This window comes from Streptomyces sp. NPDC060184 (assembly GCF_042728795.1).
In the GTDB taxonomy this organism is placed as follows: Bacteria; Actinomycetota; Actinomycetes; order Streptomycetales; family Streptomycetaceae; genus Streptomyces.
The window spans coordinates 360,692-375,326 of record NZ_JBHWYX010000001.1 but is presented as its reverse complement, the minus strand read 5'-3'; the positions used below and the strand labels follow the sequence as shown (position 1 = coordinate 375,326).

Below are 14,635 nucleotides of genomic sequence, written 5' to 3'. Positions count from 1 at the left end.
CACGGAGCGTGAACGGCAGTTACGCATCTCGTCCGCCGGTACCGCGTGCGCGCCGGTGCCGCTCGGCCGCGCCCTCCGTGCACCGCTTCAGCGCGGACCGTTCTCCCGGCCGCCCTGGAGCCGCTCCATCTCGCGCCGGTCGCGCTTGGTGGGACGGCCGGCGCCCCGGTCGCGGACGGGCACCTGGAGCGCCAGTTCACGCGGCGGCGGGGGCGGGCTGTTGTCGACGAAGCACTCCACCGCCACCGGTGCCCCAACGCGCTTCTTCACGATCTTCGACACGGTGACGATCCGGTCCCGGCCCTCGTGACGCAGCCGCACCTCGTCGCCGACCCGCACCGACTGCGCGGGCTTGGCGCGTTCACCCGCGACCTTGACGTGCCCCGCCCGGCAGGCGGCAGCAGCCTGTGCCCGGGTCTTCGTCAGCCGCACCGACCAGATCCACACATCGACCCGGACGCTGCCTGCCGCCTGCGGAGCCTCACCGGAAACCGAAACCATGGTCCGACTGTAACGGGGCAGCCGCTCGCGCGGAGTCCGCCGCCGGCGGCGGACCACCGGGCATCCGGCGCTGGACGGATCGTGTGCACACCGTGACGAGGTACGTCCGTCCGGGTGTTGAGGAACAGGTCGGTCGACCAGCGCCGAAGTGCGCCTGACCGCCGAACTCTTGGGTTCTCACAAGGAAACGGTTGCGCGTCGGTTCACCCGCGTGCGGGCCGGACCGCCGAACGGCCTGATCCGGCCGCTAACCTTACGTATCCGTCCTGGCCAGGGATGATTTTCCACGGGTCGGACATTTCCCGCACCCAACTCACGCGAAAGGCCTCGCCCATGGGCATTCGGAGCTTGCTGCGCAAGGTGTTCGGCCGGGAGCAGGACGAGCCGACCACGGCCACCGTTCCTCCTCAGGGTGAGCGCGCCCGATCGACGGAGCCGGAATCGGACGCGGTCCCGGAGAGCGCCCCGGCCGCCGAACCGAAGGTGACCGTTCCCGCCCCCGCCGCATCCCCCCTCTCCTCCGCCTCGCGCTCCTCCTCGGACGCGGTCACGGGCGGGTCGGACCGGTCGGACAGCGCGGACCGGTCGGACCAGGGGAACGCTGCCGCGTTGGTCGCCGCCGCCTTCGACCAGCCGTCCGTCGCCCCGCAGCCGACGGTGCCCGCCCAGAGCACGGGCCCCAGGCCCGCGTCCGAGGCGAAGCCCGTACCGGTCGCCGAGCCCGCACCGGCCGCCGAAGCCGAAGCCGAGCCCGTCGCCGAGGCCGAGCCCGCCGCCGAAGCCGAAGCCGAGCCGGCCGCCGAAGCCGCACCGGTCTCCCTGCCCGAGCAGGCTGCCGCCCCGGCCGCCGAGGTGGACGAGCGGCCCGCGAGCCCGGAGGCCGCTCAGGCCCCGGAGGCCGCCGAGAGCGCGGAGACCCCCGAGCCCGCGAAGGCCGAGGCCGGGGAGGCGGCGGTCATCGAGCCCGAGATCGTCGCCGCCGCCATCACCATCGACATGGACCCGGAGCCCGAGCCGGAGGCCGCCCCCGCACCGGAGCCCGCCCCGGAGCCCGCACCGGCACAGCCAGAGGCCGAGAAGGCCGAGGCCGACGCGCAGACGGCCGAGGCTCCCGCGAAGGCCACCGAGGCGGCCCTCGACGCGATCATCATCGAGTACGAGCCCGAACCGGCCCCCGAGGCGCACACCACGGACGCGGCAGCCCCCGAAGCGCCCGCCACCGGGACAGCGGCGCCCGAGGCAGCGGCCGAAGCGCCCGCCGAGGCGGCAGCGCCCGAGGCGGCAGCCGCCCCGGCGACGCCCGCCACCCCCGCCGCCAAGCCCGCCACCTCCCTCGCCCGGGTGAAGTCGCGCGCCCCCGGCCTGGTCGCCCCGTACAAGTCCGCGCAGGCCGCGCTCAAGGCGCAGGGGCTGACCGGCTTCCGGGCCTCCGTCTACCTGGTGCTCGACCGCTCCGGCTCGATGCGGCCGTTCTACAAGGACGGCAGCGCCCAGCACCTGGGCGACCGCACGCTGGCCCTCGCCGCGCACCTGGACGAGAACGCCTCGGTCGACGTCGTCTTCTTCTCCACCGACATCGACGGCACGGCGACGGTCGGCCTCGAAGGCCACGAGGGCCGCATCGACGAGGTGAACGCCGGTCTGGGGCGCCTGGGGCGGACCCACTACCACCGGGCCGTCGAGGAGGTCGTCTCCCACTACGAGAAGTCCGGTGCCACCGGCCCCGCGCTGGTCGTCTTCCAGACGGACGGCCCGCCGGACGCCAAGGTCGCGGCCAAGCAGGCGCTGGCCGACGCCGCCCGGCTGCCGCTCTTCTTCCAGTTCGTCGCGTTCGGCGACCACGACGCCAAGGGCTTCGACTTCCTGCGGAAGCTGGACGCCGAGCACGCCGGGTTCTTCCACGCGGGCCCCGCGCCCGCCTCGATCCCGGACGCCACGTTCTACCGGGAGATCCTCGCCGGTCTCCCCGCCTGGATCACGGCCCGGTCCGGCGGCTCCGCCGGCTGATCCGCGTATCCGCGTGGACCACGCGAACCGCTCCACCGCACGTCACGGCGGGCCCGGTCACCGGGCCCGCCGTCCGCGTCTGTGGACGAGCGGACCACCCCGCCCGGCCCGCGACGCGCACGGCCGTCCGCTCTCCCGCGGGGAGGAACGCGAGGGGAACGGGGGGAGGAACGGGCCGAGGGCCCCGGAGAGGAACCGTGAGTCGGGGGAACCATCCGCGGACCGTTAGGATTTTGACCATGGCGGCCACTGGATCCGAGAAGCAGGGAGAGACGTCGTTCTACGTCTCGACCCCCATTTACTACGTCAACGACGCTCCTCACCTGGGCCACGCCTACACGACCGTCGCAGGCGACGTGCTCACGCGCTGGCACCGCCAGCGCGGCGAGAAGGTGTGGTACCTCACCGGCACGGACGAGCACGGTCAGAAGATCATGCGCACGGCCGATCAGCACGGCGTCACCCCGCAGGCCTGGTGCGACAAGCTCGTCGAAGAGGCGTGGAAGCCCCTCTGGGAGCACCTCAACATCGCGAACGACGACTTCATCCGCACCACGGAGAAGCGTCACACCGACCGGGTGCAGGAGTTCGTCCAGGACCTGTACGACAAGGACGAGATCTACAAGGGCGGGTACGAAGGCCCGTACTGCGTGGGCTGCGAGGAGTACAAGCTCCCCGGGGACCTCATCCAGGCCGAGGACGGCACTCCCCTGTGCCCGATCCACAAGAAGCCGGTGGAGATCCTCAAGGAGGAGAACTACTTCTTCAAGCTGAGCCAGTACGGCCCGAAGCTGCTGGAGTTCTACGAGGCCAACCCCGGCTTCATCCAGCCGGAGTCCGCCCGCAACGAGGTCGTCAACTTCGTCAAGCAGGGCCTCCAGGACCTCTCGATCTCCCGCTCGACCTTCGACTGGGGCGTCCCGGTGCCGTGGGACGAGAAGCACGTCATCTACGTGTGGGTCGACGCCCTGCTCAACTACGCGACGGCGGTCGGCTACGGCGCCAACCAGGAGAAGTTCGACGCGACCTTCCCCGCCAACGTCCACCTGGTCGGCAAGGACATCCTCCGCTTCCACGCGGTGATCTGGCCCGCGATGCTGATGGCCCAGGGCCTTCCGCTGCCGGGCAAGGTCGCGGCCAACGGCTGGCTGATGGTGGGCGGCGAGAAGATGTCGAAGTCGAACCTGACCGGCATCAAGCCGCAGGACCTGACCTCGCACTTCGGTGTGGACGCGTACCGCTGGTACTTCCTGCGCGCCATCGCCTTCGGCAGCGACGGCTCCTTCTCGTGGGAGGACTTCACCGCCCGCTACACCTCCGAGCTCGCCAACGACTACGGCAACCTCGCCTCCCGCGTGGCCGCCATGATCGGCAAGTACTTCGGCGGCACGCTGCCGGAGGCGACCGCCGCCGGTGACGCCGAGCAGGCGGTCCAGGACGGTCTGGCGAAGGCCGTCGCCGCGGCCGACCTGAAGATCGGTGAGGAGCTCGACTTCCAGGCCGGCATCCTCGCGATCTTCGACTTCGTGAAGCAGGTCAACGGCTACATCACGGAGCAGGAGCCGTGGAAGGTCGCCAAGGACACCTCGCCCGAGGGCCAGGCCCGTCTCGCGACGATCCTGTACACGGCGTCCGAGGCCCTGCGCGGTGTCGCGGTGCTGCTGAACCCGGTGATGCCGGAGACCTCGCAGAAGCTGTGGGAGTCGCTCGGCGCCGAGCCGTCCCTGGGGGCCCTGGCCGACCAGCGCGTCCAGGACGCGGGCACCTGGGGCCGGCTGCCCGCCGGTGCCACGGTCACCAAGGGCGCGGTGCTCTTCCCGCGCCTGGAGGAGAAGCCGGCCGCGTAGCGCGATCCGTACGGGAGAAGGGCGGGGCCCCCGTGGCCCCGCCCTTCTCCGTGTCCGCACCCTTCGCAGGCCCGGCGGGCGTCCGCGGCCCTCAGCGGGCCAGCGACGCCCTGTCGCCCATCACGATGACCGGTTTCTTCGCCGGGTCGAGCGTGAGCAGCAGCTCCTTCATCCGCTCCTCCGAGACCGAGACGCAGCCCTGGGTCGGCCCGCCGTGGTCCACGTGGATCCAGATGCCGCCGCCCCGGTCCTCGCCGAGCGGGCGCTCGTGGTCGATCGGGCTGACGCCCTCGACACGGTTGTAGTTGATGGCGACGACGTAGTCGAAGGAGCCCTCCAGGGGCTCGCCGAAGAATCCGTCGCCCTCCACCGCGAAGTACTCCTCCTCGTCGTAGGGGAGCAGGGCGCCCGGGTCGGGCAGCTTGCCGCCCGCGTCGGTGAGGCCGAACACGCCGACGGGGGACCTGAGGTCCCCGGTGTAGTGCTCGTCGGTCCACCCCTCCATGCCGTTGTGGGCGGCCCAGGGTTCGAAGGCGGGCGTCCAGCTCCGGTCCGGGGCGTCCCGGACGTAGAGGACGGCGGTGGACTCGTTGGAGTCCGCTCCCTTGCCGGTCACCACGAATGCCTGCCGGGCGTCGACCGGGATCCGGGCCCGGGTCTCCGGCCCCAGCCCCGGGATCTCCAGCGGCGGTACGGGCGGCGCGGGCGGCGCGGGCGGCGCGGGAGCGGCGGGGACGCCCGAGGGCCCCCGGCCGCCCTCGTCGTCCGAACGCGTCCCGGCCACGCCCTTCGGCGGCGCCCCCGAGGAGGTGGGGGCTCCGCAGCCGGTGAGCACCGGGAGCAGCGCCAGAAGCAGCGCGAGGACCGGAGCGGCGAGCGGACAGGGGCGGCGGGGGGATGGTCCCGGGACGGCACGGGCGGGGGTGCGGAGGGAGGGGGACACGGGGCGGGCTCCTGAGTGGTTCCGGCTGACTGCCTCTCAGAAGCCACTCTTCGCCGCGCCCGCCCCTCGCGAATCCGGGCGGGGGCCATCCGGCGGTACACCCTCCCACCCGTTACCACGGCTGGTGCCGGTCGGGGGCCGACAGCACCCCGGAACGACGGAACAGCCCCCGATCGGTCGATCGGGGGCTGTTTCACGTGAAACGTACGGAACGGGGCCACCGAACCGCGTGCGTACGGAGCGGAACGGCGGGGAGCGCGACGCCGGGGCGGCGGCTCCCCTCGCCCGCTACTTCTCGGTCTTCTCCGCTGCGGCGGTCTCGGCCTTGGCGGCCTCGCCCTTCGACACGGCGACCGGCTTGCGGAGCTGGATGTTCAGCTCGCGCAGACGGGCCTCGTCCAGCACCGTCGGGGCGCCCATCATCAGGTCCTGGGCGTTGCCGTTGAGCGGGAACGCGATCGTCTCACGGATGTTCGGCTCGTCGGCCAGGAGCATCACGATGCGGTCGACACCCGGGGCGATGCCACCGTGCGGCGGGGCGCCGAGACGGAAGGCGCGGAGCATGCCCGCGAACTCCTGCTCGACGGTCTCGCGGTCGTAACCGGCGATCTCGAAGGCCTTGAGCATCAGCTCGGGCTCGTGGTTCCGGATCGCGCCGGAGGAGAGCTCGATGCCGTTGCAGACGATGTCGTACTGCCAGGCGAGGATGTCCAGCGGGTCCTTCGTCTCCAGGTCCTCCAGGCCGCCCTGGGGCATCGAGAAGGGGTTGTGCGAGAAGTCGATCTTGCCGGTCTCCTCGTCCTTCTCGTACATCGGGAAGTCGACGATCCAGCAGAACCGGAAGACGCCCTCCTCGAAGTTGCCGGAGCGCTTGGCGGCCTCGACGCGGACGGCCGACATGATCTTGGAGACCTCGTCGAACTCGCCGGCGCCGAAGAAGACGGCGTGGCCCGGGACGAGCGAGAGGCGCTCGGTGAGCGTCTTGACGTCCGCCTCGGTGAGGAACTTGGCGATCGGACCGGCCAGCGTGCCGTCCTCGCCGACGCGGACCCAGGCGAGGCCCTTGGCACCGTGCTCGACGGCGTACTCACCGAGGCCGTCGAAGAACTTGCGGGACTGGCCGGCGGTGTCCGGGACGGGCAGCGCGCGGACGTGCTTGCCGGCGAACGCCTTGAACCCGGAGTCGGCGAAGACGTCCGAGATGTCGACGAGCTCCAGCTTGGCGCGGAGGTCCGGCTTGTCGTTGCCGTACTTCAGCATCGACTCGCGGAACGGGATGCGCGGGAACGGCGAGGTGACCTCGCGGCCGTTGCCGAACTCGGTGAAGAGCTCGGTCATCAGCTTCTCGATCGGCTGGAAGACGTCCTCCTGCTCGACGAACGACATCTCGACGTCGAGCTGGTAGAACTCGCCCGGCGAGCGGTCGGCGCGGGCGTCCTCGTCGCGGAAGCAGGGCGCGATCTGGAAGTAGCGGTCGAAGCCGGAGATCATCAGCAGCTGCTTGAACTGCTGCGGGGCCTGCGGCAGCGCGTAGAACTTGCCGGGGTTGAGACGCGACGGCACGACGAAGTCACGGGCGCCCTCGGGGGAGGTCGCGGTGAGGATCGGGGTCGCCATCTCGTTGAAGCCGAGCGCCACCATCTTCGAGCGGATGGAGGCGATCACGGCCGAGCGCAGCATGATGTTGCGGTGCATGCGCTCGCGGCGCAGGTCGAGGAAGCGGTACTCCAGACGGCGCTCCTCGTTCACACCGTCCTCGGTGTTGATCGTGAAGGGCAGCGGGGCCGCCTCGCCGAGCACCTCGACCTCGGTGACCTCGATCTCGATCTCGCCGGTCGGGAGCTCCGGGTTCACGTTCTCGGCACCGCGCGCGGAGACCTTGCCGTCGATCCGGACGACGGTCTCCTTGGTCAGCTTCGAGAGCGCCTCGTTCCCCGGGGTGCCGGGGCGGGCGACGAGCTGGACCAGGCCGTAGTGGTCGCGGAGATCGATGAAGAGGATGCCGCCCAGGTCTCGGCGATTGTGCAGCCAGCCGCTCAGCCGGACGTCGGTGCCGACGTCAGAGGCGCGGAGCTCGCCGCAGGTGTGGGACCTGTACCGATGCATCGTCGTTCATCCAGTCTTCGCGGTTGGGGTCTGTGAGCCTCCCCAGGCTACCGCCCGGAGCCGGGCCACTTCATTGCCATAACCAGTTCAAGATCGTCCAGGGGTGCGATCGCGGCCTCACGACGCCCGCCGCGCACCCGCCGGGCCCGACCCCCGCCGGGCCCGCAGGACCCCGGGGACGCCGGGCCAACGGTGGCGTCCAGGGAACGCATCTTCCTAAAGTGGGGCAATGCGTACCGAGGACATCCTGGCGGCCATCGAGACGGGGCTCTGGCGCTGGGACACCGCGGACGGGACGGTCACGATCGACGCACAGGCCGCCCGTCTCCTCGGCCTGCCCGAGGCCGGTACGTACCGGGAGGCCGCCGTACGCGCCTGCTACCACCAGGCCGACTGGAACGAGGTCCGCTCGGTCGTCGGCCTCGCGGTCGCCGAGAACACCCTCGCGGAGTCCCGGCTCCGGATCGTCGACGAGCAGGGCACGGTCGTCCGCGTCGTGCGGACCCGGTCCAGGCCCCACGTGCCCGAAGGCAAGACCGTCGAGCAGGCCGTGCTCCTGGGCACCCTCCAGGAGGTCGCGGAGCCCATCCCCGGCACCGCCGTGCAGACCCCCGTCACCGGCGACTGGCGGCGCTCGCGCGAGGCGTTCCTGCTGGACGCCGGGCGGGCGCTGGCCGAGGCCCGGTCCACGGAGGAAGTACTCCGGGTCGCCGGGTCGCTCTCGATGCCGGGCTTCTCGCCGGACGGGCTCGCGGTCTTCGGCATCGACGGCGACCGGCTGACCCTCGTCGGACACCACGGGCACACCGTCGGCGAGGAGGAGCCCTTCGTCGACATGCCGCTCCAGACCGAGTACCCGGCCGCCGAGGTCGCCCGCACCGGCCAGGCGATCTATCTGCCGACCCCCGACGAGTACGCCCACCGCTTCCCGATGTTCTGGCCGCTCGCCCGCACGTTCGGCCGCAGCTCCTGGGCCTTCCTGCCCCTGATCGTCTCCGGCCGCACCATGGGCGCCTGGATGGCGGGGTTCAGCGAGCCGGTGGGCTTCTCCCCCGACGAGCGTGCGGTGCTCACCACCGTGGCCAGGATGCTCGCCCAGGCCCTCGCACGCGCCGGGGCGGCCGAGACCGAGCGGGAGCTCTCGCTGGGGCTCCAGCGGGCGATGATGCCCTCCCTGGGCAAGAGTCCTCCGGGCATCACCGTCGCGGCCCGTTACATCCCCACCGGCGGCGGCCTCCAGGTCGGCGGGGACTGGTACGACATGATCCCGCTGCCCAACGGCCGGGTCGCGCTCATCATCGGCGACGTGCAGGGCCACGACGTGCGCGCGGCCGGGCTGATGGGCCAGCTCCGCATCGCGCTGCGCGCGTACGCCTCCGAGGGGCACCGCCCGGACGCCGTGCTGGCCCGGGCCTCCCGCTTCCTGGCCGGGCTGACGGACGGGTACGAGCACACGAACGGCGGGGACGACGACGAAGCGACCGCCCCGCGCTTCGCGACCTGCCTGTACGCCGAGGTGGACCCGGCCGACGGCTCCCTCGACATCGCCCGCGCGGGCCACCCCGACCCCGTGGTGATCAGCAACGACGGCACCGCGGTCATCCGCCAGACGGCGGGCGGGATGCCCCTGGGCATCGAAACCGACGCCGACTACCCGACGACCCAGGTGGTGCTGGAACCCGGCGAGACGATCATGCTCTGCACCGACGGTCTCATCGAGACCGGCGGACACGACCTCGCGACCGGCTGGGAGCGGCTGCGCCCGGTCATGGAGACCCCCGGAGCCGACCCGGAGAGCCTGGCCGAGGCGCTGGTGGAGACGGTCCACGGTCCCACCTCGCACTACACGACGGGCCCCCTGGCGGAACGGCACGAGGACGACATCGCGCTGGTGCTGCTCCGCCGGGACACCCCCATGACCCTGTCGAAGGCCCCGCCGCGCCGCACCGCCGTCGCCATCGCGCAGGCCGAACCGGAGCGGATCTCCGTCGCGCGCCAGCTGCTCCGCGAGCTGCTGCACGACTGGGCGGACCCGGAGCAGGTCGACTCCGCGGTGCTGATGCTCTCCGAGATGGCCACCAACGTGCTGGTCCACACGGACGGCAACGCGCTGATGGTCGCGGAGGTGACCGGCGAGCACGGCGAGCGGCGGCTGCGGCTCGAGGTCTCGGACAGCAGCGACGAACTCCCGCACAAAAGGCGCCCCGGCGAGATGGCCTCCAGCGGACGCGGACTGGTCCTGATGGAGATGCTGGCGGACAACTGGGGGGTCGATCCGCGCGGCGAGGGCAAGTCGATCTGGTTCGAGCTGTACGAGTCCGCCGAGCCCGCGGAACTCGCCGCACCGTCGATCCCGTTCGAACAGATCTGACCGCCCGGCCGCCGGCCGGCCCGGGACGTCTCGGCGGTCGGACGGCCCGGCGGTCGGGGACGGACCTCAGGCCAGTACGGCCGAGAAGCTGTCCAGGGCGATCCAGGTGATGCCGTTGGCGGCCGTGCCGCCGAACACCGTGACCCGGCCCGCCGTGCTGATCTCCACCCGGCACGCGTTGACACCGGCCTTGTTGTTGCGCGGGCAGACCGCCCGGGTGGTCTTGGGCACCGCCAGGGAGGCGGGGACCGTGCCCAGGACGGCGTCCCCGGTGAAGGCGCAGTTGACGCCTCCGCGCAGCTGGAGGAAGTCCGTACCGGCGATCCTGACCACGCGGGCGGCCGGGGCGTCGGCGGAGGCGGTGACGCCGGACGCCAGGACGAGCGCCGTCCAGTCGTGGACGACCTCGACGCCCCCGGTGGTGGCCGCGGCTGCGGGGGTGGCGAGCAGGGGTGCGCCGACCGCCGCCGCCGGGGCGGTGACGGCCGCGGTCAGCAGGGCGCGGCGGCTGGGGGTTCTCTGCGGCGAGACGCGCATGACGGGTCCTCGGGGTGCGTGGGAGACAGGGGAGAAGAGACGGCGAGGGGCTGCGTCGCGGCGCGGGCGTACGTCAGCGCCAGGCCACCGAGAAGGCGTCCAGGTCGACCCAGGTGACGGTGTTGTCCGAGGTCGGCCCGTACACCGTGACTCCGCCCCCGGGGGAGATCTCCAGCCGGCAGACGCAGCGCCCGCCCCGGTTGTTGCGGGAGACCTCCCCCCGGAGGGTGCGGCTGGGCGTCAGCGTCGGCGGGAGGGTGGCGACCCGGGTGTCCTTCGCCAGGGTCCCCTCGAAGACCCCGCGCAGCTGGAGGAAGGTGGTCCCCGCGAGGTCCACCAGGCGCCCGCGCGGGGCCCGCGCCCCGGTCCCCGCGGTGATCCCGGCGGCGGGGGTCAGCGCGGTCCAGTCGGCCGGCACCTTCACGCCCTGCACGGGTGCGTCCGTGGAGAGGAAGCAGACGGTGACCTCGCGCGGCGTGGTGTCGCTCCCGCTGAACCCGAAGAGCAGCCGCGCCTCCGCGCCGACCCGTTCGATGGCCAGCCCCTCGGGCTCCCGGCGCTCCAGCCCCGGCACGGCGGTCATGAGCCGGGGCCCGGCGAGGACGGAGCCGTCCGTCCAGGAGAGGGCGGTGATGTGGGTGTCGTCCACGTCCGGATTGCCGGTGTAGAGGTAGAGGTGGTCGCCGAGCGAGGCGAAGCCCTGGAAGGTGTCGGCCAGGCGCGGTACCTGCGCGGCCGGGGGGTGCGCCACCGTGCGCAGGGGGGTCCACACGACGTCACCGGTCGACGGGTCGATCGGGTACTGGGTGAACAGGTAGCCCTGCGCGGTCAGGTAACGGACCGTGAGGCGCTGGAACACCGGGTCGACGCTGGGCGCGACGAACGTGGCGTCCGGCACCGGGCTGAACGGCTCCGACAGCACGGAGGAGGTCATCGTGACCACCTCCCCCGGGAGGTAGGGGAAGCGGGCGATCCGGGTGCCGAACTGCTCGTGCAGGGGTCCGGCTTCGGTCCACAGGTAGGTCGTGCCGCCGATGTGCTGCGCACCGATCTGGTAGCCGTGACCGAAGCCGTTGAGGTGCATGTGGTCGAGCGCCTGCCCGGTGGCGCGGTCCATGCGGTAGACGCAGAGGTTGCCGTACTCCAGCGCGTCGCGGATCTGCACGACGAACAGGTCGTGCGTCACCGGGTCGACGGCGATCGACTGCGGCGCCCGGGTGTGCTTCTCGTGGTTCAGCGGCGTCCCGCTGAGGACACGGCCCCACGGGCCGGACAGGTCGATGAGATCCGTAACCGCCACGGACAGGTTCCCCTCCCCCGGTCCGCCGTGGACCGCGCGCGGAGATCGTACGTTCCCCGGCCCGCCCTGCCTCGGCGGCCCGCCGGACACGCCGGGATGCCGCCGCGTTCACCCGTGGGTTCAGGCCGTGTCGTCGCCCGCCGGGGGCGGTGCGGAGGGGCCCGGCTTCCTCAGCCGCAGCTCCTCGACCACTCCGAAGGCCGCCGCGCAGAGCGGTACGGCGAGCAGCATGCCGAGAATCCCGGCGACGCTCGCTCCGGCGGTCAGCACGATCAGGATGACGGCCGGATGCATCCGCACGGTACGGCTCTGGATCATCGGCTGGAGCACGTGGCCCTCCAGCACCTGGACGGCGAGCACCACCCCGAGCGCCCAGAGCGCGATGACGAACCCCCGGTCGGCGAGGGCGACCAGGACGGCGACGGCGCCGGAGAGGAAGGCGCCCAGGTACGGGATGTAGGCGCCGACGAAGACCAGCGCGCCCAGTCCCACCGCGCCGGGCACCCGGAGGATCAGCAGGCCGACGGTGATGCAGAGGGCGTCGATCAGCGCGATGAAGGTGGTGCCGCGCATGAACCCCTCGACCGCTTCGAAGGCCCGGCGCCCCATCGCCTCGACCAGGTCGCCGGAGCCGTGCGGGGCGAGGGAGTGGGCGAGCCGTACGGCGCGGTCGGAGTCGCGCAGGAAGAAGAAGGTGAGCAGCAGGGCGAGGACGGCGGTCGCGATCAGCGTGCCGATGAGGCTCAGTCCGGTGAGGACACCGCCGGCCGCGGTGGCGCCGAACTTCTCGACGAGGTTCTTGGCGTTGCCCGCGAGGTTGTCCACGGACGTCTGGCCGGCCAGGTCGAAGTGGTCGATCACCCACTGTCCGGCGTCCTTGAGCGAGTCCACGATCTGGCCGCCGGTGTCGATGAGCGCGGTGACCACGATGTACCCGGCCCCGCCGACGACCGCGACCAGCGCGGCGCAGGTCAGCCCGGCGGAGAGCGAGCGCTGCACGTGGTGGGCGGTCAGCCAGCGGTGGACCGGGCCGAGCAGCGCCGCACCGAGCAGCGCGAGCAGCACGGGGGTGACGGCGGTCTTGAGGTAGACGGACAGCCAGACGACGACCGCCGCGACCGCGGCGACGAGGAGCAGGACGCCGCACCAGGCGGCCGTCCGCCGTGCGGCGTCGGGCAGGAGGGGCTTCTGGTTCGGCACTCCCCCACCCGACCACGGGGCGGACACGCTGTCCCGCCCCGTGGGGCGTGCGGGTGACGGACCGTCACCCGCACATCGGCGATCACATGCCGTGGACCGCCGGGACGGTGCCGAGGCGGCCGGCCTGGAAGTCCTCGAAGGCCTTCTTCAGTTCGGCCTGGCTGTTCATCACGAACGGCCCGTAGTGGGCCATCGGCTCGCGGATCGGGCGTCCGCCGAGGAGCACGACCTCCAGGTCGGGGGTGTGCCCGTCCTGCTGCTCGTCGGCGCGGACGGTCAGCGAGGAACCGGCGCCGAAGACGGCGGTCTGGCCCATGTGGACGGGGCGGCGCTCGGCGCCCGCGGTGCCGCGGCCGGCGAGGACGTACGCGAGGCCGTTGAAGTCCTCGCGCCACGGCAGGGTCACCTCGGCGCCCGGCCGGACGGTCGCGTGGATCATCGTGATCGGGGTGTGGGTGATGCCGGGGCCCTCGTGGCCGTCGAGCTCACCGGCGATGACGCGGAGCAGCGCGCCGCCGTCCGGGGAGGCGAGGAGCTGGACCTGGCCGCCGCGGATGTCCTGGTAGCGGGGGTCCATCATCTTGTGGCTCTTGGGCAGGTTCACCCAGAGCTGGAGGCCGTGGAAGAGGCCGCCGGACATGACCAGCGACTCCGGCGGGGCCTCGATGTGCAGCAGGCCGGAGCCCGCCGTCATCCACTGGGTGTCACCGTTCTCGATGGTGCCGCCGCCACCGTTGGAGTCCTGGTGGATGAAGCTGCCGTCGATCAGGTAGGTCACCGTCTCGAAGCCGCGGTGCGGGTGCCAGGGGGTCCCCTTCGGCTCGCCGGCCGCGTACTCCACCTCGCCCATCTGGTCCATCATGATGAACGGGTCGAGGTACTTGTAGTTGATCCCGGCGAACGCGCGGCGCACCGGGAATCCCTCGCCCTCGAAGCCGGTCGGCGCGGTGGTGACCGCGAGAACGGGACGGGCGACGGCGTCGCCCGAGGCGGCCACCTTGGGCAGGGTCAGCGGGTTTTCTACGGTCACTGCGGGCATGGGAGCCACCTCCGGGCGGGATCTGCTTCCAATTTAGTTGAACAGTGAACATCTTGCAAGGCGTCGTTCATTCCCGCAGGGCGTGGCGAGCATCCCAGCAGGGGCGCGGCGGGCGGGGACGGGGCGCGCACCCGGCGCACGGAGAAGGCCCGCACCACGCGGGTGCGAGCCTGGGGAAGGACCGGACGAAGCGACCGGGGAGGGCGGCGTCAGCCGTACATGCGCCGCATCGCGAAGTCGACCATCTGCTCGACGGCCTTCGCGTCGAAGACCATCCGGTGGTCGCCCTCCATGTCCAGGACGAAGCCGTATCCGGTGGGGAGCAGGTCGATCACCTCGGCGCCGGTGATCACGAAGTACTTCGACTCCTTGCCCGCGTACCGCCGCAGCTCCTTGAGCGTGGTGAACATCGGGATCACGGGCTGCTGGGTGTTGTGCAGCGCGAGGAAACCCGGGCCGTCGCCGCGCGGGCAGTAGACCTTCGAGGTCGCGAAGATCTGCTGGAAGTCCTCCGCCGCGAGGGTGCCGGTGGTGAAGGCCCGTACCGCGTCCGCCAGGGAGGGCGGCGAAGGCTCGGGGTACAGCGGCTGCTCGGCGTAGCCGCCGCCCATCTGCCCCATCTGACCCATCTGCTGCTGTGCACCCGGGTTCTGGTCGTAGCCGTACATGCCCCAAAGAGTAATCGGACACATCTCCGGCTCCAGGGGTTGCGCCTTATTACTCGCGGGTAGCATCATCGGAGAGGTCGACTGATACGCGTCATGCAGCCGGCCGGCCTTCCGCA

Annotated in this window: 11 protein-coding genes; 3 read left to right on the top strand and 8 right to left on the bottom strand. The window is 71.9% G+C overall.

Translation table 11 applies throughout. The features are described 5' to 3' along the window. Positions 1 to 87: 87 nt before the first annotated feature. Positions 88 to 501 carry an RNA-binding S4 domain-containing protein gene (locus tag ACFWEE_RS01575; protein WP_386885384.1) on the bottom strand — a complete coding sequence of 138 codons (414 nt, stop codon included), beginning with the start codon at positions 499 to 501 and terminating at the stop codon, positions 88 to 90. 333 nt (positions 502 to 834) lie between these two features. On the opposite strand from ACFWEE_RS01575, the gene ACFWEE_RS01570 reads away from it, so the two are divergent. Then, positions 835 to 2,508, top strand: coding sequence for a VWA domain-containing protein (locus ACFWEE_RS01570; RefSeq protein WP_386885382.1), 1,674 nt, complete (start codon positions 835 to 837; stop codon positions 2,506 to 2,508). A 239-nt stretch (positions 2,509 to 2,747) separates the two neighbouring features. Next, positions 2,748 to 4,355: a methionine--tRNA ligase gene (gene metG / locus ACFWEE_RS01565; protein WP_386885380.1), complete on the top strand. Its 1,608-nt coding sequence runs from the start codon at positions 2,748 to 2,750 to the stop codon at positions 4,353 to 4,355. A 91-nt stretch (positions 4,356 to 4,446) separates the two neighbouring features. Here the strand turns inward: metG and ACFWEE_RS01560 are convergent, their stop codons facing one another. After that, positions 4,447 to 5,298, bottom strand: coding sequence for a L,D-transpeptidase family protein (locus ACFWEE_RS01560; protein WP_386885379.1), 852 nt, complete (start codon positions 5,296 to 5,298; stop codon positions 4,447 to 4,449). Positions 5,299 to 5,586: 288 nt separating this feature from the next. Continuing rightward, positions 5,587 to 7,404, bottom strand: coding sequence for an aspartate--tRNA ligase (gene aspS / locus ACFWEE_RS01555; protein WP_386885378.1), 1,818 nt, complete (start codon positions 7,402 to 7,404; stop codon positions 5,587 to 5,589). Positions 7,405 to 7,633: 229 nt separating this feature from the next. On the opposite strand from aspS, the gene ACFWEE_RS01550 reads away from it, so the two are divergent. After that, positions 7,634 to 9,775, top strand: coding sequence for a SpoIIE family protein phosphatase (locus ACFWEE_RS01550; RefSeq protein WP_386885376.1), 2,142 nt, complete (start codon positions 7,634 to 7,636; stop codon positions 9,773 to 9,775). 66 nt (positions 9,776 to 9,841) lie between these two features. Here the strand turns inward: ACFWEE_RS01550 and ACFWEE_RS01545 are convergent, their stop codons facing one another. From ACFWEE_RS01545 to ACFWEE_RS01525, 5 genes are all read right to left on the bottom strand, one after another. Further along, on the bottom strand, positions 9,842 to 10,312 hold the full coding sequence (locus ACFWEE_RS01545) for a hypothetical protein (protein WP_386885374.1): 471 nt from the start codon (positions 10,310 to 10,312) through the stop codon (positions 9,842 to 9,844). A 73-nt stretch (positions 10,313 to 10,385) separates the two neighbouring features. Further along, on the bottom strand, positions 10,386 to 11,612 hold the full coding sequence (locus ACFWEE_RS01540; RefSeq protein ID WP_386885373.1) for a hypothetical protein: 1,227 nt from the start codon (positions 11,610 to 11,612) through the stop codon (positions 10,386 to 10,388). Between the two features lie 120 nt (positions 11,613 to 11,732). Continuing rightward, on the bottom strand, positions 11,733 to 12,812 hold the full coding sequence (locus tag ACFWEE_RS01535) for an AI-2E family transporter (protein WP_386885371.1): 1,080 nt from the start codon (positions 12,810 to 12,812) through the stop codon (positions 11,733 to 11,735). 82 nt (positions 12,813 to 12,894) lie between these two features. Further along, positions 12,895 to 13,851 (bottom strand): pirin family protein, encoded by a 957-nt coding sequence (locus ACFWEE_RS01530; RefSeq protein WP_266706715.1) that lies wholly within the window; start codon positions 13,849 to 13,851, stop codon positions 12,895 to 12,897. 209 nt (positions 13,852 to 14,060) lie between these two features. Further along, on the bottom strand, positions 14,061 to 14,519 hold the full coding sequence (locus tag ACFWEE_RS01525; RefSeq protein WP_327176900.1) for an SseB family protein: 459 nt from the start codon (positions 14,517 to 14,519) through the stop codon (positions 14,061 to 14,063). Positions 14,520 to 14,635: the final 116 nt, after the last annotated feature.

Coding starts and splice junctions, on each gene's coding strand:
- ACFWEE_RS01575 (WP_386885384.1), bottom strand. CDS start 501: ATGGTTTCGGTTTCCGGTGAGGCTCCGCAGGCGGCAGGCAGCGTCCGG.
- ACFWEE_RS01570 (WP_386885382.1), top strand. CDS start 835: ATGGGCATTCGGAGCTTGCTGCGCAAGGTGTTCGGCCGGGAGCAGGAC.
- metG (WP_386885380.1), top strand. CDS start 2,748: ATGGCGGCCACTGGATCCGAGAAGCAGGGAGAGACGTCGTTCTACGTC.
- aspS (WP_386885378.1), bottom strand. CDS start 7,404: ATGCATCGGTACAGGTCCCACACCTGCGGCGAGCTCCGCGCCTCTGAC.
- ACFWEE_RS01550 (WP_386885376.1), top strand. CDS start 7,634: ATGCGTACCGAGGACATCCTGGCGGCCATCGAGACGGGGCTCTGGCGC.
- ACFWEE_RS01545 (WP_386885374.1), bottom strand. CDS start 10,312: ATGCGCGTCTCGCCGCAGAGAACCCCCAGCCGCCGCGCCCTGCTGACC.
- ACFWEE_RS01530 (WP_266706715.1), bottom strand. CDS start 13,851: ATGCCCGCAGTGACCGTAGAAAACCCGCTGACCCTGCCCAAGGTGGCC.
- ACFWEE_RS01525 (WP_327176900.1), bottom strand. CDS start 14,519: ATGTACGGCTACGACCAGAACCCGGGTGCACAGCAGCAGATGGGTCAG.